This window comes from Calothrix rhizosoleniae SC01 (assembly GCF_900185595.1).
GTDB lineage: Bacteria > Cyanobacteriota > Cyanobacteriia > Cyanobacteriales > Nostocaceae > Calothrix_A > Calothrix_A rhizosoleniae.
On the sequence record NZ_FYBH01000282.1, the window covers coordinates 1 to 22,159 of the forward strand.

A 22,159-nucleotide genomic window follows, 5' to 3' on the forward strand; every position below is an offset into this window, starting at 1 on the left:
CTTATAACCTCGAAAATATGTTTTTATCAAGTGAGAAAAAATTTTATGAACTTTATGAATAAACAACTTGTTCTTTTACTTTTGCTGGTACACCCACTGCCACGACTTGAGTAGGAATATTTTTAGTTACCACTGCTCCGGCCCCAATTACTGCGCGATCGCCAATAGAGATTCCATCGTGAACAACTGTTTTGGCTCCCAACCAGCAACCCTCGCCAATTATAGTCGGTCCGTTAGAATAGCTACTTTGTTCTACTAAAGGAATTCCCGATTTGTAATCATATCTACCACCGCTCATAATGTAACTATATGCCGCAATCATTGTTCCTTTACCAATTTCTACGCGGCATTTGGAGTACACATCGCAATTAGCACCAATATTGACCTGAGGATGGATTTTGATATCTCCATCCTTACAGTAAATAATAGTGTTCCGACCAATAAACACGCTATTTCCAATAGAAATCCCTGAATTTATTTCTCCTTTAGCATCTAAAATGCAGTTGTCGTCGATAATCACATTCTCACCAATTTTAATCTTGTGAGGGTGACGCAAAGTAATTCCTCGTCCAAAAACTGTATTCGAGCCGACTTCATCCAAGAGTAGAGGGAAAAACTTGCTCCTTAAGTACATCCCTATTGCTCCTGGCAGGTTCGCCAAAAAAAATGTAATAAGTTCGTACTTCAGTAAGCTCAACAGATCAGTTTTACCCACAACCAATGCTGCATACTGCTGCCAACGAGGAATTTTTTCCTTACTGATTTCTTTAACCTTAAAATTATTTGATGTCATCATAATTTATTATTTATAAGCAATTAGATAAATTTACCTAAAGAGATATCCATCCTTGGTCAAGATACCATTGAGCTAATTCTTTTAATCCTTCTTCATCTGAATGTGCTGGAACAAATCCAAGTAGGTTATTCATTTTCTCAGTATTAAATGAGCGATCCTTAGTAAAAAATGCTAAACGTCTTCTATAAATAGGTGGTTCTATGCCCAATGGACGACAGATAAGTTCACAAAAGTCTCCTAATAAAAATAAAGGTGTTCGTGGTAATCTGATAAATCTAATAGAAACACCATAATATTTACTAATAATAGAAACCATCTGCTTAAATGTCATAGCTTTCTGGCTACCACAGATAAAAGTTTCTCCTACGGATTTTGGATGACTCGCTGCCAAAATTAAGAAGTCAGTCAAATCATCCACATGGATAAAATGGATTAAATTATTGCCCGTACCAATTATTGGTATCCGCTTCTTAACTACCCATTTATATATTTTTAAAAGTCTTTTTTCCCCTGGTCCATAAATACCTGCTGGTCTAACTATAGTAATTGGTAGTCCTTCCCGGTCAGCAAAATTTCTAACCCAAACCTCTCCTTCTAGTTTCGTCTCTTGATATATATCACCCGGATACATAGGACAATTTTCATCCCCAGGAGGGTTCTCAACATGTCCATGAACTCCGATGGTTGAAATATGAATAAATCGTTTGAAATTAGGTTCTGCTAAAGCTGCTTTTGCTAGTAATTTAGTACTTACAACATGAACATTATGATAAACAATATCAGCAGATTTTGCTTCTCGAAAAGGAGTAGCAATATGGAAAATATAATTTACACCCTTTACAGCCTGATTAATTATCTGTTCGTCAAATACATCTCCTCTTATCCATTCAATTGCTATTCCCTCGAAAGGCTGAATATTAGAGGTTTTACGAGCTATAGCAACTACATCTGCTCCTTGCTCAATTAACTTTTTGATCAGCACTGAGCCTGTAAATCCAGTAGCTCCAGTGACTAGAACACGACTTCCAGAAGGGATACTATATTTAAATTTTCCCATATCTATTTATAATGCTAGATTTTTATACTAAAAAAAATGACTAATACCAATTTAAATATTAATAAATTTTGCAATTACTGGTGATCCGAATAAATTGGTAAAACCAAATAATCGGAATATTTGTTCTAGTGCTGATGAAACTTGAGTTGATTTTAAGGCGCGATGGAGAACCATTGGCATTAAAAACTGGGCATAACGTTCGGATTGTCTCAAACCAATATTTTGCAAGAAATCTATAATTTCTGTTTCTTGATAACAAGTAAATGGTCGCGTATTTCCCTCCAAACCTTTTTTAAATTTAAAGAGGTATGGTGCAATAGCGTTAAAACTACGAACTGTAGGATAGTCAACAATTACTGCTTCTTTAGCTACCCGAGATAGTTCACCGAGAAATTGTTGCCATTGAGTCACATGAGCTAAAAATCTATAGCTAATAACAACATCAAAAGCTGCTTCTGGATAAGGTAAGTCAAGAACATTACCAACTTTAAATTCACATTGATTAGCATCCAAAAAATTTTTTATTCTTGCTTTACATATATCAGCACTTCCCAGAACAGTAACGTGGTAGCCATTCTGAATCAGAGCACCAGTCAGTTGACCATGTCCTCCACCAACATCTAGAATCCTAGCCTGAGGATAAGGAGCGAGCATCCGTAAAGTTGCTTGTTCCTGTACTTTGAGAAGCCAAGTTCCAATTTTGCCTGCAAAACGTGAGGCATAATCATCAGAAGATGTTTCAATATCTGCTGTTTCTAAAAAATCATCTGTAGTAACCACTTTAATAATCCCTTTAGTATTTGTATAATTAACCCTTCTTGTTTACAGAATTTTAATCATTTCTTTTCTTTACTTGCCAACTTCATCGCTAATTGGTTACGAATAAACTTCCAAGGAGATTCTAAAGATCCATAAGCCTGAATATTTGTCTTTGAGTCAAGTAGCATTTGCTTGATATGCGTTCCAGGCTTTTCATGGTTCAAATTACCTTGAATCATGAATCCAAAACTTCCTGGGCGAGATGATTCAGAAGCCAATGGGAGTGGATCAGTTCCTGGTAAAATTCCCAATCCTTGTTTTTTAGCTATTTGTAAATAAAAAGGTTGTGACCAAAATCCTGGACGATTCCCATTGTCACCAAGAAACAGGATAGAATGTATATTTTTTTTCAAAAGATTACTTAAAGTTTTGCCCCTCTTGCCTATCCATTTGCCAACACCCCAAGGAAGTACCGGTATTCCTCCTGCTGTAATGATTTGTTTAATTGTTACTTCTAAAGGAAGACCTTCTGCAAATGTATGCTCTGTTATCAGTGCTAAAACCTCAAGCTTTTCAGCAGTTACGATTTGGCGACCAGCAATTAAAAAAATTATTTGATTATTTTGATTACGTGCATATAATGATAGCTTTTCTTGAGTATTGTGAAATGTCCAATTATTGATTGGAGAATTATTAATATCTCCTTGTTGAGAATATTGTTGAAGTTGACAAAAATTGTCCTTGCCCTTGATATCTGCTAGAAATAAAATTGGGGTAAAATTATCTTGTGATGTTAGTTGTTTGGCATTGAGTGTAAAATTATTCAAGGCTGAGTCCAGAAACTCTTCTAGTTGAAAACAATCATAAATATGGACATGAGTATCTGCAATAATTACTTGATTTTTTTTCGAGGTAGATATCATTTGTTTGAGCTATAAAGCATAAGATAAACCACATCAATAAATTATTTTTTCATAAAGCGCCTATGGTTCTCCATAGCATAAAATCCAGTTTAAATATACTCTGAAAAGTAATAATTAGACATTTTTAAAAAGGCTCAACACTCCTTATAATTAGAGATATGCTTCTTTTATCATTTTCCGATTTTCCTATTAATAAAATTTTTTCAAGAGATGTGATATCAATGGTTTGGGACGCTTTGAATTAAAGTTTTCTTATTTTACAATCTTGGGGAAATTCTATTTATAAATAACTGAGTGACCGCTTGACACACAAGAGTTACAGATTTTTAAAATTGTAAAACTTTTCGGAGAACGACAGAAGAGGTGTATTGTCTGTCAATATCTAAGTCATAGAAAATGATATAGCAATCCTAAATAATTAATGAGAAAATACGGAGATGTATAATGTAATTTATAAACCTCACTTTAAGGCTATGCATTACGCAATATATATAACTTCAGCCATAAAATTCGGTTGAAAGTTAGTTTTAAAAGTTACGTTTCCAACCTAAGTGTTTTATCATATATGATTACAGATTGCTATATCTAGGATTAAAGGCTTATTTTTCTGGCTTGGATGTAAAAATTTGTCCTTAAAGATAGAGGTAATTTATCAGGATTTATCACCTTTAATATTAAAATTCCGAAAACACCTAAAAACCTTTTTACTTTAAGCATAAAAAAGTCAGTGACAATAGGTATATCATAAAAAGATGTTTCAAAGTTGTGTGCATTAAATCTTCTAATTATTTGCCAATTACTATGTAAAGAACAATGGTCTTTTTTCCATTTCGTAAAGCTTTTCCATCTAATCGTCTCAAAAACAACATTAGTAAATTTATTTGGCGTTTGTAAAAGATAAATACCTGATTTTTTTAAAACTCGATTTACTTCCTTTAAATGCTTATCTGAATCTGGAATATGTTCAAAAACGTCAAAACTAATGACTACATCAAAGTAATTATCTGGAAAGGGTAAAACCTCTGATCTAAGTACATCGAAAGGAAGATTACCATAGAGAGATTTACTTTCCTCAATTCTTGACTCTTTTATCTCTAAACCTCGTATATCATGGCCATTTTTATAAAAATAATTAAGCAAACTGCCATTACCACTACCAATTTCCAGAATTTTTGTTTTTCTATTTATTACGCCAGTTTCATTGATAAATCTAATGTTTGCTTCAAGATTGCCAAATTCTGTTCTTTGATCAAAATTTTTGTTTGCATCACTCATCTGATAAGTACTCATATTAAATCCGATACTCTAAACATCAACTATATGTATTTTATTTACGTGTAAAAAACACTATATTATTAAATGTTTTTCACAGATAAATTAACTATTTTATAAATATTTATACCTAGATTTTTTTTGTTTTTTTTGACATAGTTTTCTGCCAGTAGCAGACCACAAAAAAAAGTAAAGTTGAATAAACTAATTCAAAAGTGAGTGTCAGTATGTGGCTATAACTCCATAGACCCATCGAGTAATGAAATCCAGGAAAAATAATTACTGGCGATCTAAAGAAACTATCTATGAAAGGCAAAAATAGTTTTATTCCTCTGCCTTCACTAAAAAAATCTAAACATAGATGGGAAATATAAAAGAGAAAAGTACGCAAAAATATTTGCTTATATGAAGACTTCCACAAATAACTGACTATTAACGCTAAAATTGCACTAAAACCAAGGGTAAAGCTTAAACTATGTGTCAGACCACGATGATATTTTTCTCCTGTGATTAGTTGAGGAATAAAATCAAAATCAGCAAAAATAGCAACAAAGACAGCATATATCTGCCAATAGAAAGTTTTGTGTATTGAAACTTTCCTTTGTTCCAAGGGTAAAATCTTGCCAAGTATATATCCAGAAACTGAATGAGCTATTGGGGATGGCATAATTTAACGCAAAATGAATAACTTTTTTATCTAATTAATGTCCCTATTTTCTATCAATAGACACAAGAATACATTCATAAATTACTCTCTTCGCATCTACAGAGAATAGATAATTTTTACATCCATTAATTATTGGATGCACAGGTAATATGAAAAGATAAATTATCCAGGAAATGGAATTTAGTATCTCTTAATGTATGAACTCATCTCTCTAATGGAATGCTTATTATTATTTTTGATATTTTTTTATTGTCAGTTCCTTGATGTTTATAGAAATACAAAATTGGTAGTGTAACTTATTAATTCACCTGTATATCCAGGATGAAAAACTTAATTTTAGGATTAATTTATACAATTATATTTTGCTGACTAGCCTAAAACATCAGTATTAATACTTTGATGAGAGATCTCAGTATATATGCATAGGAGATGTACTTTTCAAAATATTATTTACTTCCTGCAATTCCTGCTGAATTCTAGTATAATTCCAACCCAATTCCATAGCCATAGTTTGAGTACAAATCTGAAGAGCTTCATTTCCTGGATTTCCCATACTACCCAATTCTGTGCGACGAAAAACAACATCAGTTAATTTCTGCGCCATTTCTTCTCGCACTGCATGGATAACCTCAGCCTTGAGCATACTAAATTTATCTACCGGTGTTCGATGTGATTCAAGTTGATAGTTAAGATACTTTAGGACTTGTGGATAAGCACAACCATAGTTATAGACTAAGGAATGTACATCCTTTTCGCTTAATTCATCTGGTTTTTGAGCGGTCGCATTTTGTAAAAGTTCTTCAAAGTTATCAATTTTACCTCCATAAATCGGAGTGACTGATGAAAGAGACTGTGGTGGCTTTTGACCCCAAAACTGAAATACTCGGTCAACAACTTTTTGAGCAACGTCTCTAGCAGTTGTATATTTCACGCCTACCACAGATATTAATCCTGTTAACCCTACTCGAGAGCTATCGTAAATTTGATAGTGTTTAGCAAGAATAGGTTCACCAGTTTTGGCATCAACTCCAATTCTGGGAAGAAGACCACCATGAATAAATGAAACATCTTCCCTAGTTAAATTTGCTAATGGATATGCTTGATTAATTTCTTGAATAAAGTCTTGAATATCACTTTCGCTCACCCGAAAATCATCTGGTTTTCCATCCCAAACAGCATAGTTGGTACCAATCATGGTTTGTCCGCGCCAGGGAGCCATAAACAGAAAGCGATTACCTTTCTTAGTCACAGAATTCCTATTTCGATTAGAAATCCCTACAGCATAATTTGCACATAGGGGACGACGGATAATTAAATTCATTGCTCTAGCTAAACCAGCCTTGGGTTGTTGATAGGGAAATTCTTCCACCAAGCCCATCAGGCGATTAATCCAAGGACCACAGGTATTGACCACAGTTTTAGCGCGAATCTCAAACTGATTCCCACTGAGTGAGTCTCTAGCTATAATACCGGTAATCCGATTTCCTTGTTGTAGAAACCCTGTGGCTTCCACATAATTGGCTATGGTAGCACCTACTTTGACTGCTGAATGCAGAAATGAAATCGTCATTCGTTCCGAGTTGTAAACCTGAGCATCATGAAAAATTGCTCCTCCAGTTAATCCATGATGGGGAATACCAGGAAGTAACCTTTGACACTCCTGCTGAGAAATTATTCGACCATTGGGAATATGCTTTTGTGGATCTTTGATTTGATTGCGATCGCAACTAATGAGATCATTAATACTCATAGCTAATCTTAATGCTTCTTTCCCTTTCATTCCATGACCATAGGTAGGAATTAGTACTGGTAGTGGATGAACTAGATGGGGTGCTATTCGCATTAAGGTAGTTCGTTCCTGAATAGATTCCCGCATCCGCTTGAAATCCGCGTTCTGTAGATAGCGTAAGCCTCCGTGGATTATTTTCAAGCTATTAGCAGAAGTCGCACCACCGAAATCTGCTTTTTCCACTAAGGCGACTGATAAACCACGTAAACTAGCTTCCCAGGCTACACAAGCTCCGTAAATACCACCACCAATGACAAGCAAGTCATATATTTGATTTGTTAGCTCTGTTAAATTTCTATTCATAAAAGCTTAGATATATAATCACAATAAATGTTAACAAAATAATAAATTTGCACCTCTATAGAAAAGGTGCAATAGCTCAAAAAATCTAATTGTAATTGATTAAATATTAATCATAAATCTTTGTTACCTAATAAATAATTCACTATTTTTAGACAACTCTAATCTGAGATAATCATAGAGGGTATTTAATTTTTGACTAAAAGCTGTATAGCTATGCTTTTCTTGAACTAATTGTTTCCCCGCCCTTCCAAGTTTTAGTCTTAAATTTTGATCATTTATCAAACTTAGTATGCCTTGGGAAAAATCTTCTGCATTCGGCTTAGCAAGTATAGCAACCTGATTATTCATCACCTGAGTATGTGTTAATAAATCGGTAGCAACAACCGGTTTACCACTATCAAGGTAGGAATATACTTTCATTGGTGTATTCTTGCCTTTAATTCTGGGAGATATGAGAATATCAGCTTGAGCAAGATATAAACCTAAATGATTAGTAGGTTGAGAACCACAAAAATGTACCTTGTGAGCGATACCAAGTTCCTTTGTTTTTATTTGATATTTGAGAATATCTGCGGAATCACCACCAATTATTACTAGATCAGCTTGAGCTGTTTGGTTGACTACTAATGCAAAACTCTCTAAAAGTAGATCTATACCCTGATAACTCTCTAAATTACCTACATACATTAATGTCAAATTCTGAATGTTCAATTCAGTCTTGAGATTTTGCATAATTCTTATTTATTATGTCAAAAGGGAAACATCTGGAAGTACCATGACTTTTTTCGGTCGGTATCTCGCAATATCATCAGCTAGAGCTGGACAAACTGGGATTACGACCTCTGCATTTTTTACGGCTATCCTTTCAAACCACTGCAAAATAGATTTGCATGGCAATAAGCAAGAATATTTTTCAATAATCTGTTGAGCCAGAGATGAATCCATATCATAAACGTAAGGAACATTGAATATAGCTTTGAGAAAGAGAGCTATAAAAACTGTTTCCTCTACTGCATGAACTAAATGATATTTTTTCTTCAAGATGAGTTGAGTAGCTTTGATGAGAATCAGAAAGTCATAAACTATTTTCTTCCAAGAAAAACCTGGTCTGACACCAGTAACAAATGGTAAGCGAAGAACTCTGTGTAAATTAATATTTTTATAATTGATATCTACACCTTCAGGATAGGTAATAACATCAACATTTTCTTGCCTTTCAGATAAAACTCGTAAAACCATTTTATCTGCAATTGGCGAACCTCTTTCTTGATAAAAAGGGTGAGGTATGAGAAAAAGAATATTTAGCTCAGTCATATGTATTTCTGGAAAATTAAAGTTATATGATTGTTACTTAATTATTCATCAAAATATTTTGATATATTCAATCTCATCCTGAATTTATTCTAATTACTGATGCCCATAGACTCAAATATTTACTAAATGAACACCCGCACTCATAAATATTTAATGGATGTCATGCTTATTTCTCTGACTAAATTAAATATACAACTAAAACTGGATAAAACGAACTACTTACCTCAGTATCTTTACTGTATTTTTATTGATTGTTAGTGTTTATTGTAGGAACGATAAAGTGTAATCTTTATTTAGAAGATGTAGTAAAATCTACTACATCTCTTTCTGTGCGAATCCACTGTGTCTGAGGTTTTACCAAAAAAGCTAAATATAGGGTTATTTTACTGAGAATATAAAAAGGAATCGTTAAAAGTGTTAGTACTGATACATCATCACGTCCAAACTTAGCCCAACTTACGAAGATAGAGATAGTAAGTATCAGTCCTTCTATGGCTAACACAATTCCTGGCATCCACACTCCTGCTAGTATTCCTAAAAATAAACCTCCTAGGGTAGTGGTACTCCATATTATTACCAATAGAGATAGAGGAGGAATAGACAAGTCCAGAGCAATTGCCAACAAATCAAAACGTTTTTGATTCATCGAAGCTTTGATTAATCGAGGAACTTGGTTAACTAAAGTTTCTATGTGTCCATGCTCCCAACGTCTTCTTTGGCTTTTAGCTGCTTGCTTTTCCATCAAACGTCCTATGACTTGAGCATCTTGGCAGTAAAGCGGAGGATATCCAGCGATCGCTAAATCTAAACCCAACTGCATATCATCAACAGTTTTGCTATTAGCCAGGGAAACTGTGCGAATTACTGACCAAGGAAACGCCATACCGGAACCCGTTAACAAACAGGGTAAATCTAGTTGCTGTAATCCAATTGGACGAACCAAATTTTTGACTTTAACCGCTAGAGCAGAAATTTTATCCTTAGGACTGGAGTTACTTGGTTGTATCATTAGATATGTTGACTGAACCGGGCGTTTCGTAGCCGCAGCAAGTCTAGCAATCTGATCAATTGTACCTGGATAAACAATACAATCTGCATCCACATTAACAACTACTTCTGGTGGATTTGCTTCTAGAAACTTCAGTGCGTAATCCAAAGCATAGCCTTTACCCCTATGCTTATAATCCTGTCGTTCAATAACTGTGACCCCAGATTGACTAGCGATCGCAGCTGTTTCATCACTACAATTATCAGCAATTACTATCAGCTGATCTTGAGGCTTCAATTGAAGTATTAATGTATTTAAAGTTGCAGTAATTCCATCAGCTTCGTTATGAGCTGGAACCAAAACAGCTATATTTGGTCGATGAGCTTTGCAATCATGCTTTTTAGCAAAATTAAGTAATAATGCTGCACTACACTCAATAAAAAGAACAGCAATTGGCAAGAAAAGCACTAATGCTATTAAAAGGAGGGCTATTTCAATAGATAAAATTAATGATTGATTTATCAACATAACTAGTTGATGAGAATTTTTATTTTTTGTTTTGTAATGACAGCATAGCTAAAATACCAGTTCCGACTGCAAACCAAAGCGTTAACAACCGAATCAGGAAAGTCGCAATAACGGCGGCTGTCTCTGGTGCACCATAAAGACGGGAAAGCCCAACTGTGAATAGTTCATTGGTACCAATACCGCCAGGTAAAAGGGATAGGACTCCGATTAACCCTGATGTTGTGTGAATTAGTACCGCCTGATATAAGGAAATACTATTAACACTAAGAAACTGAAAGATCAAATAAAGTGCTATCCCTTCCAACCCCCAGCCTAATAAAGGTAATAATGTACCGCCAACTAAAATTTTAGGTTTAAGCAAAATGCTAGCAGTGTTTATTACAGTTTCGATTTTCTCAACAGTAGTTTGTAACTTAGGTAATTTGGATAAGGGTTTTAATAGCCTCCGTTTAATGAAAATAGGATTCTGTAATGCCAAAATGATAGCTAACTGCATCAGACCAATTGGGATGATTATCCATTTAGCCTCAGCCATAGAGAACAAACTTAAACAAATCAGTAAAACTACAGATAGAGCATCTGTAAATCGCTCACAGAATAGTCCAGCTAGTGTTGGTGCAATAGGAATGTTGTAACGTCGTTTTAGTAAAAGTGATTTAATCGATTCCCCTGCCTTCCCAGGTGAGGCAGTAAGAGCAAAGCTGGCGAGAAAGATACGAAAACTAGTTCCGATGGGCACTTGATAACCCATCAGCTGCAGATACAATTGCCACCGGGCAAATCGGAGGCAGTAGCCAGTAAAAACCACAACCAACAAACCTGGAATAAGCAAAGGAGGAAGAAGCTTCAATGCCACCCAGAATTGATCTGCCCCACTCCATAACACCATACCTAGGTAGATTGCTGCTGCTGTAACTACAGATAGAATCAATCCCCGTTCCCAATGGGGAATAGCCTCAGTAGATCCTGCTTCTACAGTGTCTTGGAATTTTCGATAGTAGGGATAATCTGCTGCTGCTAGCAATTCTTTGTCCCCTCGACTATCACCGTAGGCATAGATGCAGTAGTTACTTAAATCCCCAAGAAATGTCCTGAGTTGCTCAACCTTTTCTTGACCATAACAGTTTTTTCCCAGAATACGTCCTGTCAGCAAGTCGGACTGAATTTCAAGTTTAGTGCCAATAACTTTGTCAAAGCCCATTATCTTAGCCCAAGGCACTAAATAAGCTTCTAGAGAAGCACTGACCAAAATTGTTTTGTGTCCAAGTTTTTGATGCCATCGCAGACGCTCAACTGCTTCAGGACGTAGCAATTTGGAAATTTTCTGAACAGCAAAGCGTTGACCTAGTTGTTGGAGTTGATAATTTGTTAATCCTCCGAGATAGAAGGTAAGTACTGCTTCTTTTGCCTGCCAGTTTGGCAACAAGCCCAATGCATATCCTCCTAATATTGGACTGAGGGACAGTAGTCCCCACCAGAATTGCAATGGACTTACTATCATCCGTAAAAATGGGAAAAACGAGTCATTATGAGTTAAGGTGTGATCAAAATCAAATACTGCGACTGGAAGGTTTTCTTTAAGATGAGTTACTTTACTCATAACTTCACAAATTAAGGTAGCTTACTACCAAATTTAAATACTTTTTACTTATTCTATATAGTGAGAGGATTGCTGTGACGAAATTGAGGTTTTATAACTTTTATTTTCCAATCCAAAATTTCTGCTATAGTATGAAATGCTAGTAAGAAGAATATAGGAAACACCTCATAAAAAACTCTCACTTCGCCCCAGAGACCCATCGTTAAATATAGTGCAAATAGTGGTAATACAATCAAGGAGCTCTTCCTTAAAAATAAATGTTTTTCCGAAAACTTCCGTAACATAAGTAGCAAGAAAAAACAAGCAAAAGTTACGAAAGAATAATCATAACCCCAAAACGTGCTTAAACTAATATTTTTTAACAAGTGAAACTCAAACAAGCCCCCAGGGTTGCTTGCGAAAATCAAAGAAAGAGAAAGTTTAACTATAACGAATATAATTATTTGCATGAACAAATGCTTGAAAAAGATATTTCTGCTTATCTTATTGATATAATAAAAGGCAAAAACTAAGCTGATTAAAATTGTTGTTTCTTTATTAATGCAACCTAAAAAGAAAATTATATAAAAGTATAACCATTGTCTACGAACTAAAAGTAGCAATAATGATGTGAATATAAGCAAAGTTGACCAGTCGTAAATGTAAGCAATCCATTCACGATTAACAAATATAGGCAAAATTAAAACTCCAATAATCGGAACTAAGTGAGTAATTATATCCTGTGCAAAGTATAATTCATTGAAGAATTGGCGCAACACCACCATGAACCCAACTAAGCATAAGTACATTAATAATAAGCTAATTAGGAATTCCAATAGAAAGTCCTGATTTAGTTTAAAGGAATTTAATAGTTCTTGAGCCGGTGGGAAATTTTGAATAACGAATTTTTCAAATGAGTTACTTAAACTATCAGGAATTATGGAATTTATTAATCTGACTATAGAAGGAAGTAAAGTCCGATATACAAATGGTTTATCGGCTTCGCCATATATCATCTTCGGAAGAGTTAATCTAGGATCGAGGGTAAATTTTCTCATCCAGATTAAAAAAACAAAAGATGAACTAATTAAATAGGTTATCGTAATTAATAAATGGTATTGAATTTGACGCAATCTTTTATCAATTATTATCATTTTTTCTTCTTGACAATCACTATTATAAAGATACTAAAATTACAAGTGCCGTTAGAGAAAATTGGATATCTTTTGAAGAAGATAAGTAAAGTATCTTATAGCTTTAAATGCTTAAATAGTTGTTCCGGAATTGAGCGAATAATCAACATAATCCAGAACCAGAACCAAGGAATATAGACAATATTCTTCTTCTTTTGCAAAGCTATCATTACAGCAGCTGCAACTTGTTGCGGACTAGCTACTAAAAACATTCCTGATTTACCAAAAGTCATTTTGGTATCTACAAAACCTGGGTTTACTGTCATTACATGGACACCTGATTTAGTCAAACGATTGCGGAGTCCTTGCAGAAATAAACTTAAAGCTCCCTTGGCAGATCCGTAAACATAATTGCTCTGGCGACCCCGATCTCCTGCTACAGAAGAAATACCAATCATAAAACCTTGACCTTGTTGTTCCAAGTAATTAGCGACATGAGTCAGGATAGATGCGACTCCTGTATAATTAGAATTGATAATATTCTGTGTATGATCAAAGTTCACCTGAGCCTTTTGCTGGTCTCCCAATTCTCCTAGAGACACAACTACACCATCTAAACGACCTAAATAGTCCAACGCTTTTTGCAGCAGTTCAGCGTGAGTGTCATAATCGAGCGCCTCGAAACTACTCCAAGAGATGGGAGCTTGATACCTAATAGCGATATCCTTGGCAACTCGTTCAACTTCTAATCCATCCCGAGCCGCTAGATGTAATGCTGCTCCTTGCTGTGCCATTTGGTGAGCAAGTGCCCGTGCGATACTAGAGGTTGCTCCGATGACCAAAACAGTTTTTCCTTTCATACCTGGACTAGCTCCCTGATTGACTCAATTTGCAAACGTCGAGATACAGCAGAAGAGAAATGGTTGTATGGGTCTACTTTGGATTTTACCTCTAGCCATTTGGGAAAGCTGGGATACATGCTTCGGAAGGCTTCAGGACTTAACCGAGCATCCTTCGCCAAATATACTCGACCACCGTACTGAATCACAATTTGATCCAACTGCTCCAAAAATTCCCAAATACCAGGTTTTACTGGCATATCTAATGCTAGGGTATAACCCGGCATGGGAAATGAAAGCCACCCTGAGTGAGAACCAAGGCGTTTGAGTACTGCCAGAAAAGAACCCCAACCTTTATGACTGCAAAGTTGTAACACTTTCAGCAATGCCTCTCGACTTGTTTCCAGAGGAACGACGAATTGATACTGAACAAATCCCTGCTTGCCGTATAGCCGATTCCAATCCCACAAAAAGTCTAGAGGGTAGAAGAAGGAGTCATAATCGATAATCGACTGGACTTGCCGAGAACGCTGACGAGCAAAGTAAAGCCCATTGAAGGTACTTATAGTGTAGCGGTTTAGCAAGCCAGCAGGTAGGTCAAACGGGACTTTGAAGCGAGGTTTAGACTGGATCTGTAGGGGCTGATTTCGCTGTTTTGAATCCAGTTCATCAACTTGAGCATGATTACCGAGCATTAAAATGCTACGTCCTAAAGAGCGACCGGAAGCAAGGCAGTCAATCCATGCTACAGAATATTGATATTGTGGCTCATATTCGGTGAAGAGGGCAATTGCCTCATCTAAATTATTAGCTTTCAGTTTATGGCTTTGAATATAAGCTGTTTGGATTGGGCATAGGGCAAGCTCTACTTCAGTAATGATTCCTGTCAGCCCCATTCCTCCTACAGTTGCCCAAAACAAATCGCTATTTTCTTGGGAAGAACATTCTACGACTTCCCCTGAAGCAAGTATTAGTGTCAAGCTTTTAACGTGGCGAGAAAATGCTCCATCCAAGTGGTGGTTTTTACCATGAACATCGAAAGCAATAGCACCACCAATGGTGACAAATTTTGTCCCTGGGGTCACTGCTGGAAACCACCCTCGTGGCGCAAAAACTTCTAGAATTTCTTTGATTGTCACACCAGCTTCACAGCGCAGAATACCTGTTTGTTGATCAAAAGCGAGCATCCTGTTTAAACGTTCAGTGAGTATTGTGTGACCTTTGGGGTTGAGAGCTGCGTCCCCATAGCTGCGACCAGCACCCCTAGGTATAACAGATATGTCTTTTGACTCTTGAACAATTTCACTGAAAGATGAAATTTTTTCAGGTCGTTGAAGGTAACTCTTGATTACAGGGTACCTGCCCCATCCTGATAGCTCTAATTCAAGAATTGAAGGAGATTTTGAAAGCATAAATAATTATATATCTATTAAAAATGATTTTTATTAAGCAAGTAAGTAGTACTGAACACATAGCCACAACTTATTCGATTATTCCCTGGTGTTTTAGCAGAAGAATAGTAAAACATGTGAGAAGCCAACCTACTACCGTTCCTAGAATTGGTAAGTCTTTTAACAAAACTTCCTCAGGTCGTTCACTGCTTTTTCTTTGCGCTCCGTTTGTTTTAATTCTCCAAGCAATTTCTCTGGGATCGCTAAGTAACTGGTAGCGGAAAATACCATACACCATGAAGGGCAAAGTTACTAACATATAGGGTGTCTGAGCTCCACCCACTAGGGGACCAGAACTCCAAAGAGCATAGCTCATGACTGTACCAGTAGTCACTGTACTCTCCATTCGAGTTAAAAGAGGTAAGGAATATCGCTGGAGAACGGCACGTGTTTTGCCTCCTTTTATTTCTGATAATCTCAATTCGGCTTTCCGCTTCTCAATTCCTAAAAACAGAGCCAGCATCGCAGTACACAGCAAAAACCAGGAAGAAACAGGAATTCCAGTTGCTGCTGCACCAGCACAGGCTCGCAGCACAAAGCCTGTGGCGATCGCAATAATGTCCACAATTGGTTTGTGTTTCAGCTTCAGGTTATAGGCAATTTGCAGAATGGCATAGCCAGTGAGTGTGGCTCCCAAAGATGGCGATCGCAACCAGCCAAGAATTAGAGCACCACCCAGGAGAACTGCCGCCATTGCCATTGCAACTGGAATATTGACCAAACCTGCTGCAATGGGTCTTTTGCGTTTGACTGGATGCTGACGATCAGATTCGACATCTGCAATGTCATTGATTAGATAGAAACTACTAGAGGCACCGCAGAACAATATAAATGCTAGTAAACTCCCCAAACAGGATTGCCAATTGATGCTAAAAGCAAATAAGGGCGCAGCAAAGACAACCAAATTTTTTGTCCATTGGCGAGGTCTGAGTGCGACAATAAAGGGTAATTTATGATTAATTTCTATTTTAAACGGATTTTTTCTGATTACAATATTGTGGTGTTTCATTATCTTTAGTTTATTAAAGAATATGGATTTATTAACCTGCAATTATTTCCTGTTTTACACTTTATTTAATCCGCATTCCTAAATCAATAATTTAGCCAAAAAAGAGTATAAAGATAGAGGACTGATTTAGCTGTGACCAGACCTCAAATGATTTATTGTGGATTTAATACAGCAGATTGCAAGTTTATGAAGTACAGTAGCTAATCCAAATTGTAAAAGCTAAAAATCATCCCTGTAATTGGTGTACCTAATTTACCTGAAAAGTTCTGTATGTAGTGGGTATAGAGATATTTTATTATAACTAAGAGGCCTACGAAACATGAGTTAATAATATCGAATTTGTAACAATAGTCGGTTACCTGTAACAGGAGTAGTTGCTTTATGAAAACAGTAGGGATCTTGAAAGAAACCTAATCCCTTCTTGCCTTCAATTACTATTTCATTTTCTTGACCATAATATTTATAAACCTCACTGTCAGGTTGTTGACATGGAGCTAACATCCAAGCAATTGGTTTTTTTTCATGAGAACCTTTGATCATTACATGAGGTCCGGAAGAAGCATCAATATCAGTGATATAAAAGTAGATTCTTACGGAGTTGTAACCAGGAACTAGATCATAATGATAAACTATTGGTTCATTAAGCCTTTTTTGTTCTTGTTCTGATAGTTTTGATGCCAGAGTCCAACTCATATAACGCTCGATTTTAGTAGGCCAATAATTTAGATAGTCTCGAGCAATTTGCAACAGCAATGGGTCTTGTACTAGCTTCTCAATTGCCTCACAACCCATCAAGGTTGAGTTATTGAATTCTGCCAAGGCTACTGGATATTTATCTCGCAAATATCCATCTTTTACCTCTGTTATCGCAAACTCTCCCTCATCTCTTACACGTCCAGTTCCATAACAAGGAGCTTTGCAGGCATATTCGTATACTTCTTCTACTATTGAACTAGGTAAATTCAGACCAAAAGCTACTGATTCCTGGCGAATTTTCTCAGCATAGGTAATAGTATTGACATGATCAAAAATTGATTTGTCTCTGATTTTGAGATTCTTTTTAGCAGCACTATTATCTAATTGCTGCCATAAATTTTGCATCGTACTATATGCCTTGCGATTTAGAGGGAATCGAGTCAATAATCTTTGTATTGCGTATTCTCTATCTTCTGTGTTTGATAATAATCGCTTAATAACTTTTGAAAATGCACTAGAATAAGATGTTGTTAATATATTACTTGTCATAAGTTTATCCTTTTAATAATTAATAAATAGAAGGATGTTTATACTATAACTGCTGCATTGATTAAGTTAATATAGACTATCCTAGAGAGATTTATAGGACAGGAAATCCGTCTACAATGCTAGGCCAATTTTTAATTTTGTGCATGGGTACTAATAACTATGAAGTCTCACCTTGAACTAAGGATACTGCCTTAGAAATGCTTACTTCATTCACCATATCTGAACCTACTGTTGAGGATATTTGCTGAGAAATAATAGAGCTATAAATATCGAGTATGTTTTTTGCCTTTTGCTCCCAAGTAAATTCTGCGGCTCTATTAATAGATTTTTGTGACATATTTCTGCGTAACTGCTCATCATTGACTAGAACTTTGATTTTGTCACTTAATTTTCCAATAATATATTCTCTGGAAATTGGTTCTATTTTAAAACCTGTCTCTTCAGTCACATATTCGCCAATACCACCATTATTAACAACTATACAAGGAAGCCCACAAGCCATAGCTTCTAGGACTACTGCACCGCCAAATTCCCTAATAGAAGGGAAACAAAATATATCTGATTTACTGTAGTAATTAAGAGTTTTTTGTTGTGCTACCCAACCTGCAAATTTTACTGTTTCACCTAAATTAAGTTCTTGAACTCTTGTTTCTAGATTGCTTTTCTCTGAACCATCACCGACTATAGTCAGTACTATTCGCTTGCGGATAGATTGTTCCAGTTTACCAATAGCTTCAATAACCATATCAGCACCTTTATATGGTACCAATCTACCCACAAAGAGTAAATTTACCTGATCAGATGTGTTAATTGTTTTGGTTTGATGGAGAAAATTACTTGTGATGCCATTTTCATAAAATAGTTGTATCCTACTATCAGTGATTTTAAATAGTTTTTTGAGTAAATTAAGAGTATATGTAGACCCTGCTAAGATTTTGTCAGCTTTTTTATAAGTCTGTACATATCCTGGTATTAGGTATCGACCAATGGCTCTCAGAAAGTTAAATTGAGCCGATTCTTGTCTGGCTACTTCTTGAAAACCCGAAGGAAAAGGAACACCTCCATTAACTGGTCCGAGGATAAAAGGTGTATTTTTACATGCCTTGGCTATTTTAACCGGATACCTTGGCATCATCGGAGTCAATGCATGTACTAGATCATAGTCTCCTCTAAGTACCTTTGTGTTAAATTTTTGATAAACTTTATGATTAAATTCTGCATAGATTGGGTAACTGAGAACATTATGTAAAGGCCAATTAACTCTACCCCTATGAGTTAGTTTTTCCACTAGAGAATGATATTTGCCACTAAAATTGCTTTCATGTATATACGTAACATCTTTGTGAGCGACTATTTTTTGAATAGCTTTTTCATTCCTACCATGAGTAACTAAAGTTACATCAGCTATTTCATCTATAGCTTTGTAATAATTGTAACCTTCTAAAGGCACTGAAAAACCTTCTGGAGCACATTGTTCTACAATCAGTAAAACCTTTAATTTTTTGCTAGTCATTTATATCTATCATCTCCAAAATTTCATATTCAGCTATTTATAAATATTTATATTAATAACGTTCCATCAATGCGGGATGAATTATACCAATTCTCCAAAATAAAACTCACATGGATAGCAGGGGGGCAGGGAGCAGGGGGAGAATTAAATTATCTGTAGCCAGGATTTAGAGAAATGGTATAAAACACCTGTAAAGGTAAGGTGTAGGAAATAGAAGAAAGTCTTGCTACGCCCTACACCCCAGACCCCACACCCTCTGACTTTTTCACATACCGTGAAAAGTCAGGTGTAAACTAAGCTATAGTAAGCTTGATATTCCTCTGAAAGTAAAGGCTGCCACCAATTTTGATGGCTTAAATACCATTCAATTGTGCGATGGAGTCCCCCTTCTACAGTTTCTATTGGAGTCCAATCCAGTTCAGTTTTTATTTTATTGGCATCGATGGCATAGCGACGGTCATGACCTGGTCTATCCTTGACAAAGGTAATCAATTCTTGTGCAGGACGTACGGGTAAATCCGGAGCTAGTTCATTCATGACTTCGCAAATTTTGTGAACGAGGTCGATATTTTTGACTTCGTTGTTGCCACCAATGTTATAAGTTTCACCCGCTTTACCTCGGTGAATAACTACATCTAAAGCACGACAGTGATCACCCACATATAACCAATCTCGAATATTTTGTCCATCTCCATACACTGGTAGGGGTTTACCTAGCAAAATATTGATACACATTAAAGGGATCAATTTTTCCGGGAAATGGTAAGGACCATAGTTATTAGAACAGTTAGTAACTATGGTAGGCAAACCGTAAGTATGATAATAGGCACGGGCTAAATGATCACTGCCAGCTTTAGAAGCGGAATAGGGGCTATTGGGAGCGTAGGGTGTAGTTTCAGTAAATGGGTGGTCTTCTGCTTCAAGAGTGCCATAAACCTCATCTGTGGAAACATGGAGAAAGCGATCGCTCTCTAATTTACCCCGTTTTTCCCAATGATTACGAAAGCTCTCCAACAAGGTGAAAGTACCTACGACATTAGTGCGAACAAATGCATCCGGGCCTAAAATGGAGCGATCAACATGGGATTCCGCAGCCAAGTGAGCCACTGTATCGATCGCTTCTGATTCTAGCAAGGAATCTATCAAGGGGCGATCGCAAATATCTCCATGAACAAAGCGAAAATTTTCCCGTTTTTTCAAAGAAGATAGGTTTTGCCGATTACCAGCATAGGTGAGAGCATCCAGAACAATGACGCGATCATCAGGATATTTATCACACCAGTGATGAACAAAATTGGAGCCAATAAATCCGGCACCACCTGTAACTAATAACCGGCGTGGTTTGGTTGATAAACAACGATTTTGTTGAGAAAAGTTCATTATTTTGCTCAGTAGTAATAACAGTTTGCCAAAATGGACTTATTGAGTAGAACGATGGAGATTATTCATTGCTGAAACTGCAATACAAGCAATACCCCCTATTTCTAAAAGCCAGGTATATTCAAGCTTATACAGTTGCCAATGCAGCAACCAGTCAATAGCATGAGATACTGCTGGAGCTCGAAGTAAAATATAACTGTTCAACAATACAAAACCAAGCATTACTAGCCAATACTTTTGCCAAAAACTTCGTATCGCTCTTCCTAAAAACATCAATATAGCTAAAACACTAATAAATAAAATTGTAGCTATTCCAATATATATAGTTATGCGGTGTTGATACCAGCCGTAAGTTCTGATTAATTCCTTACCAGTTATTCTCAACCAAGACTGAACATCTAATTGCTTATTGATACCTAAAAGCAATAAAATAATCGCCAAATTCCACCATAACCAGAGAAATTGAGCAGATTGACGCAGGACTGGTAAACGGTTAACACGCAATGCACAGGAAACACATAAAAAAGAAGCAATCAAATAGGCTAAAACAGTTAACCAGCCAATCAAGGTGGGGTCGCCAATTCCTGGCTGCCAATATTCTGCTTGTATAGTGGCTAATATATGCATTTTCTTCCCAGCTCCTTGGATTTTATCCTTTATCGCTAACCACAATTAGCAATGGTGCGATTAAGTTTTTGTTCTGGCGATGGCTTCCTGATAAATATCAATAATTTTTGTCACTTTTACTTCCCAGTCAAAATTTTCGAGTACGCGCTGACGACCAGCTTTACCCATTGCTTGACGAAGCTCAGGGGATTTTGCCATTTTCAGCATTGCCCCTGTAATATCGTTAATGAATGAATCCCGAGAAATGGGATTGACAAGAATACCGCAGGATTCATCTAAATAATCAGCAGGTCCACCCCAATTAGTAGCAATTACAGGTATACCCATAGCCATAGCTTCAAGTATGACAGCACCTCCACATTCAAATAGGCTGGGAAGTACCAGTACATCAGCTGAGTTCAACCTTTGGGCACACTCGGCTTGAGACAGCCAACCAACAAAGGAGACTATGTCTCCCTTTTGAGAAGTTGATTCCGTATTTTCTACATTCTGGTTTTCAGTTAAATCTAACTCTTTCGCCAGGTTTTGCAGGGTTGCCAGTTCGGAACCAGTACCTATGATTTCTAACTCTATTGGTATCTGTTTAACTACATTTTTGCTAGCTATTAACAGTAGATCCACTGCTTTCCAATCAACTAACCTACCAATGAACACAAACTTAGTTGCTTGCTGGGGATGTTGTTCTCTAGTATCATCTAACCCCGCACTTTGAATTTGGGGATTTTGCTTCCATAAGGACAGGTCTACACCATTTTCGACCAATTTATCTACCTGACCACGGATAAATTTTGGCAGTGCATCTCTTGTACGTGAATTAGCCACTAACAAGGTGGTTGCCCTCAGTTTGCCAGGAATTAACACATTGAAAAAGTTACTCCACAAGCGAGCAATTTTCAAAGTCTGATTAGCTAATTGGCTTTCCATATATCGAAAGCCAGCAGGGTACTCCATTCCCCCATTCATAGGTCCAATGACCACTGGTACACC

Annotated in this window: 20 protein-coding genes; all 20 read right to left on the reverse strand. The window is 36.4% G+C overall.

The genetic code is table 11. The annotated features are described in order from the left end of the window. Positions 1-52 precede the first annotated feature (52 nt). Positions 53-796 carry an acyltransferase gene (locus CALSC_RS16790; RefSeq protein ID WP_088242455.1) on the reverse strand — a complete coding sequence of 248 codons (744 nt, stop codon included), beginning with the start codon at positions 794-796 and terminating at the stop codon, positions 53-55. A gap of 34 nt (positions 797-830) precedes the next feature. After that, positions 831-1,853 carry an NAD-dependent epimerase/dehydratase family protein gene (locus tag CALSC_RS16795; RefSeq protein ID WP_088242456.1) on the reverse strand — a complete coding sequence of 341 codons (1,023 nt, stop codon included), beginning with the start codon at positions 1,851-1,853 and terminating at the stop codon, positions 831-833. A gap of 51 nt (positions 1,854-1,904) precedes the next feature. Continuing rightward, complete coding sequence (locus CALSC_RS16800; protein WP_088242457.1) at positions 1,905-2,633, reverse strand: class I SAM-dependent methyltransferase; 729 nt, start codon at positions 2,631-2,633, stop codon at positions 1,905-1,907. A gap of 56 nt (positions 2,634-2,689) precedes the next feature. After that, entirely contained in the window at positions 2,690-3,439 is a 750-nt protein-coding gene (locus CALSC_RS16805) for a hypothetical protein (protein ID WP_200817660.1), read from the reverse strand. 687 nt (positions 3,440-4,126) lie between these two features. Next, a complete protein-coding gene (locus tag CALSC_RS16810) occupies positions 4,127-4,825 on the reverse strand; it encodes a class I SAM-dependent methyltransferase (RefSeq protein ID WP_088242459.1) in 699 nt (232 codons plus the stop codon). Positions 4,826-4,937: 112 nt separating this feature from the next. Further along, on the reverse strand, positions 4,938-5,474 hold the full coding sequence (locus tag CALSC_RS28200; RefSeq protein ID WP_088242460.1) for a metal-dependent hydrolase: 537 nt from the start codon (positions 5,472-5,474) through the stop codon (positions 4,938-4,940). Positions 5,475-5,883: 409 nt separating this feature from the next. Beyond that, on the reverse strand, positions 5,884-7,566 hold the full coding sequence (locus CALSC_RS16820; RefSeq protein ID WP_088242461.1) for a glycerol-3-phosphate dehydrogenase/oxidase: 1,683 nt from the start codon (positions 7,564-7,566) through the stop codon (positions 5,884-5,886). A gap of 123 nt (positions 7,567-7,689) precedes the next feature. Next, the gene (locus CALSC_RS16825; protein WP_088242462.1) at positions 7,690-8,298 is read right to left on the reverse strand and encodes a glycosyltransferase family 4 protein; all 609 of its coding nucleotides are present in this window, start codon (positions 8,296-8,298) and stop codon (positions 7,690-7,692) included. 12 nt (positions 8,299-8,310) lie between these two features. Next, positions 8,311-8,880 (reverse strand): glycosyltransferase, encoded by a 570-nt coding sequence (locus CALSC_RS16830; RefSeq protein WP_088242463.1) that lies wholly within the window; start codon positions 8,878-8,880, stop codon positions 8,311-8,313. Between the two features lie 289 nt (positions 8,881-9,169). Then, positions 9,170-10,336 (reverse strand): glycosyltransferase family 2 protein, encoded by a 1,167-nt coding sequence (locus CALSC_RS16835; RefSeq protein ID WP_327331513.1) that lies wholly within the window; start codon positions 10,334-10,336, stop codon positions 9,170-9,172. A 79-nt stretch (positions 10,337-10,415) separates the two neighbouring features. Then, positions 10,416-11,996, reverse strand: coding sequence for an HAD-IB family hydrolase (locus tag CALSC_RS16840; protein ID WP_088242465.1), 1,581 nt, complete (start codon positions 11,994-11,996; stop codon positions 10,416-10,418). A gap of 53 nt (positions 11,997-12,049) precedes the next feature. Continuing rightward, positions 12,050-13,129, reverse strand: a complete 1,080-nt coding sequence (locus CALSC_RS27540; protein WP_088242466.1) for a hypothetical protein — start codon at positions 13,127-13,129, stop codon at positions 12,050-12,052. A 95-nt stretch (positions 13,130-13,224) separates the two neighbouring features. Then, positions 13,225-13,968 (reverse strand): SDR family oxidoreductase, encoded by a 744-nt coding sequence (locus tag CALSC_RS16850; protein ID WP_088242467.1) that lies wholly within the window; start codon positions 13,966-13,968, stop codon positions 13,225-13,227. Beyond that, the gene (locus CALSC_RS16855) at positions 13,965-15,359 is read right to left on the reverse strand and encodes an FAD-binding oxidoreductase (RefSeq protein ID WP_088242468.1); all 1,395 of its coding nucleotides are present in this window, start codon (positions 15,357-15,359) and stop codon (positions 13,965-13,967) included. The genes CALSC_RS16850 and CALSC_RS16855 overlap by 4 nt, the downstream gene beginning before the upstream one ends. Before the next feature lie 70 nt (positions 15,360-15,429). Continuing rightward, on the reverse strand, positions 15,430-16,407 hold the full coding sequence (locus CALSC_RS16860; protein ID WP_088242469.1) for a decaprenyl-phosphate phosphoribosyltransferase: 978 nt from the start codon (positions 16,405-16,407) through the stop codon (positions 15,430-15,432). A 324-nt stretch (positions 16,408-16,731) separates the two neighbouring features. Next, entirely contained in the window at positions 16,732-17,652 is a 921-nt protein-coding gene (locus CALSC_RS16865) for a phytanoyl-CoA dioxygenase family protein (RefSeq protein WP_143288283.1), read from the reverse strand. Positions 17,653-17,809: 157 nt separating this feature from the next. Continuing rightward, positions 17,810-19,165 (reverse strand): glycosyltransferase family 4 protein, encoded by a 1,356-nt coding sequence (locus tag CALSC_RS16870; protein WP_088242471.1) that lies wholly within the window; start codon positions 19,163-19,165, stop codon positions 17,810-17,812. A 282-nt stretch (positions 19,166-19,447) separates the two neighbouring features. Further along, on the reverse strand, positions 19,448-20,545 hold the full coding sequence (rfbB, locus tag CALSC_RS16875; protein ID WP_088242472.1) for a dTDP-glucose 4,6-dehydratase: 1,098 nt from the start codon (positions 20,543-20,545) through the stop codon (positions 19,448-19,450). Positions 20,546-20,584: 39 nt separating this feature from the next. After that, positions 20,585-21,172 carry a hypothetical protein gene (locus CALSC_RS16880; RefSeq protein ID WP_088242473.1) on the reverse strand — a complete coding sequence of 196 codons (588 nt, stop codon included), beginning with the start codon at positions 21,170-21,172 and terminating at the stop codon, positions 20,585-20,587. Positions 21,173-21,232: 60 nt separating this feature from the next. Continuing rightward, positions 21,233-22,159, reverse strand: a 927-nt coding sequence (locus tag CALSC_RS16885; protein ID WP_235006823.1) for a glycosyltransferase family 4 protein, incomplete at its 5' end; no start/stop codon positions are given.

Coding starts and splice junctions, on each gene's coding strand:
- CALSC_RS16790 (WP_088242455.1), bottom strand. CDS start 796: ATGATGACATCAAATAATTTTAAGGTTAAAGAAATCAGTAAGGAAAAA.
- CALSC_RS16795 (WP_088242456.1), bottom strand. CDS start 1,853: ATGGGAAAATTTAAATATAGTATCCCTTCTGGAAGTCGTGTTCTAGTC.
- CALSC_RS16810 (WP_088242459.1), bottom strand. CDS start 4,825: ATGAGTACTTATCAGATGAGTGATGCAAACAAAAATTTTGATCAAAGA.
- CALSC_RS28200 (WP_088242460.1), bottom strand. CDS start 5,474: ATGCCATCCCCAATAGCTCATTCAGTTTCTGGATATATACTTGGCAAG.
- CALSC_RS16820 (WP_088242461.1), bottom strand. CDS start 7,566: ATGAATAGAAATTTAACAGAGCTAACAAATCAAATATATGACTTGCTT.
- CALSC_RS16825 (WP_088242462.1), bottom strand. CDS start 8,298: ATGCAAAATCTCAAGACTGAATTGAACATTCAGAATTTGACATTAATG.
- CALSC_RS16830 (WP_088242463.1), bottom strand. CDS start 8,880: ATGACTGAGCTAAATATTCTTTTTCTCATACCTCACCCTTTTTATCAA.
- CALSC_RS16840 (WP_088242465.1), bottom strand. CDS start 11,996: ATGAGTAAAGTAACTCATCTTAAAGAAAACCTTCCAGTCGCAGTATTT.
- CALSC_RS27540 (WP_088242466.1), bottom strand. CDS start 13,129: ATGATAATAATTGATAAAAGATTGCGTCAAATTCAATACCATTTATTA.
- CALSC_RS16850 (WP_088242467.1), bottom strand. CDS start 13,968: ATGAAAGGAAAAACTGTTTTGGTCATCGGAGCAACCTCTAGTATCGCA.
- CALSC_RS16855 (WP_088242468.1), bottom strand. CDS start 15,359: ATGCTTTCAAAATCTCCTTCAATTCTTGAATTAGAGCTATCAGGATGG.
- CALSC_RS16860 (WP_088242469.1), bottom strand. CDS start 16,407: ATGAAACACCACAATATTGTAATCAGAAAAAATCCGTTTAAAATAGAA.
- CALSC_RS16865 (WP_143288283.1), bottom strand. CDS start 17,652: ATGACAAGTAATATATTAACAACATCTTATTCTAGTGCATTTTCAAAA.
- CALSC_RS16870 (WP_088242471.1), bottom strand. CDS start 19,165: ATGACTAGCAAAAAATTAAAGGTTTTACTGATTGTAGAACAATGTGCT.
- rfbB (WP_088242472.1), bottom strand. CDS start 20,545: ATGAACTTTTCTCAACAAAATCGTTGTTTATCAACCAAACCACGCCGG.
- CALSC_RS16880 (WP_088242473.1), bottom strand. CDS start 21,172: ATGCATATATTAGCCACTATACAAGCAGAATATTGGCAGCCAGGAATT.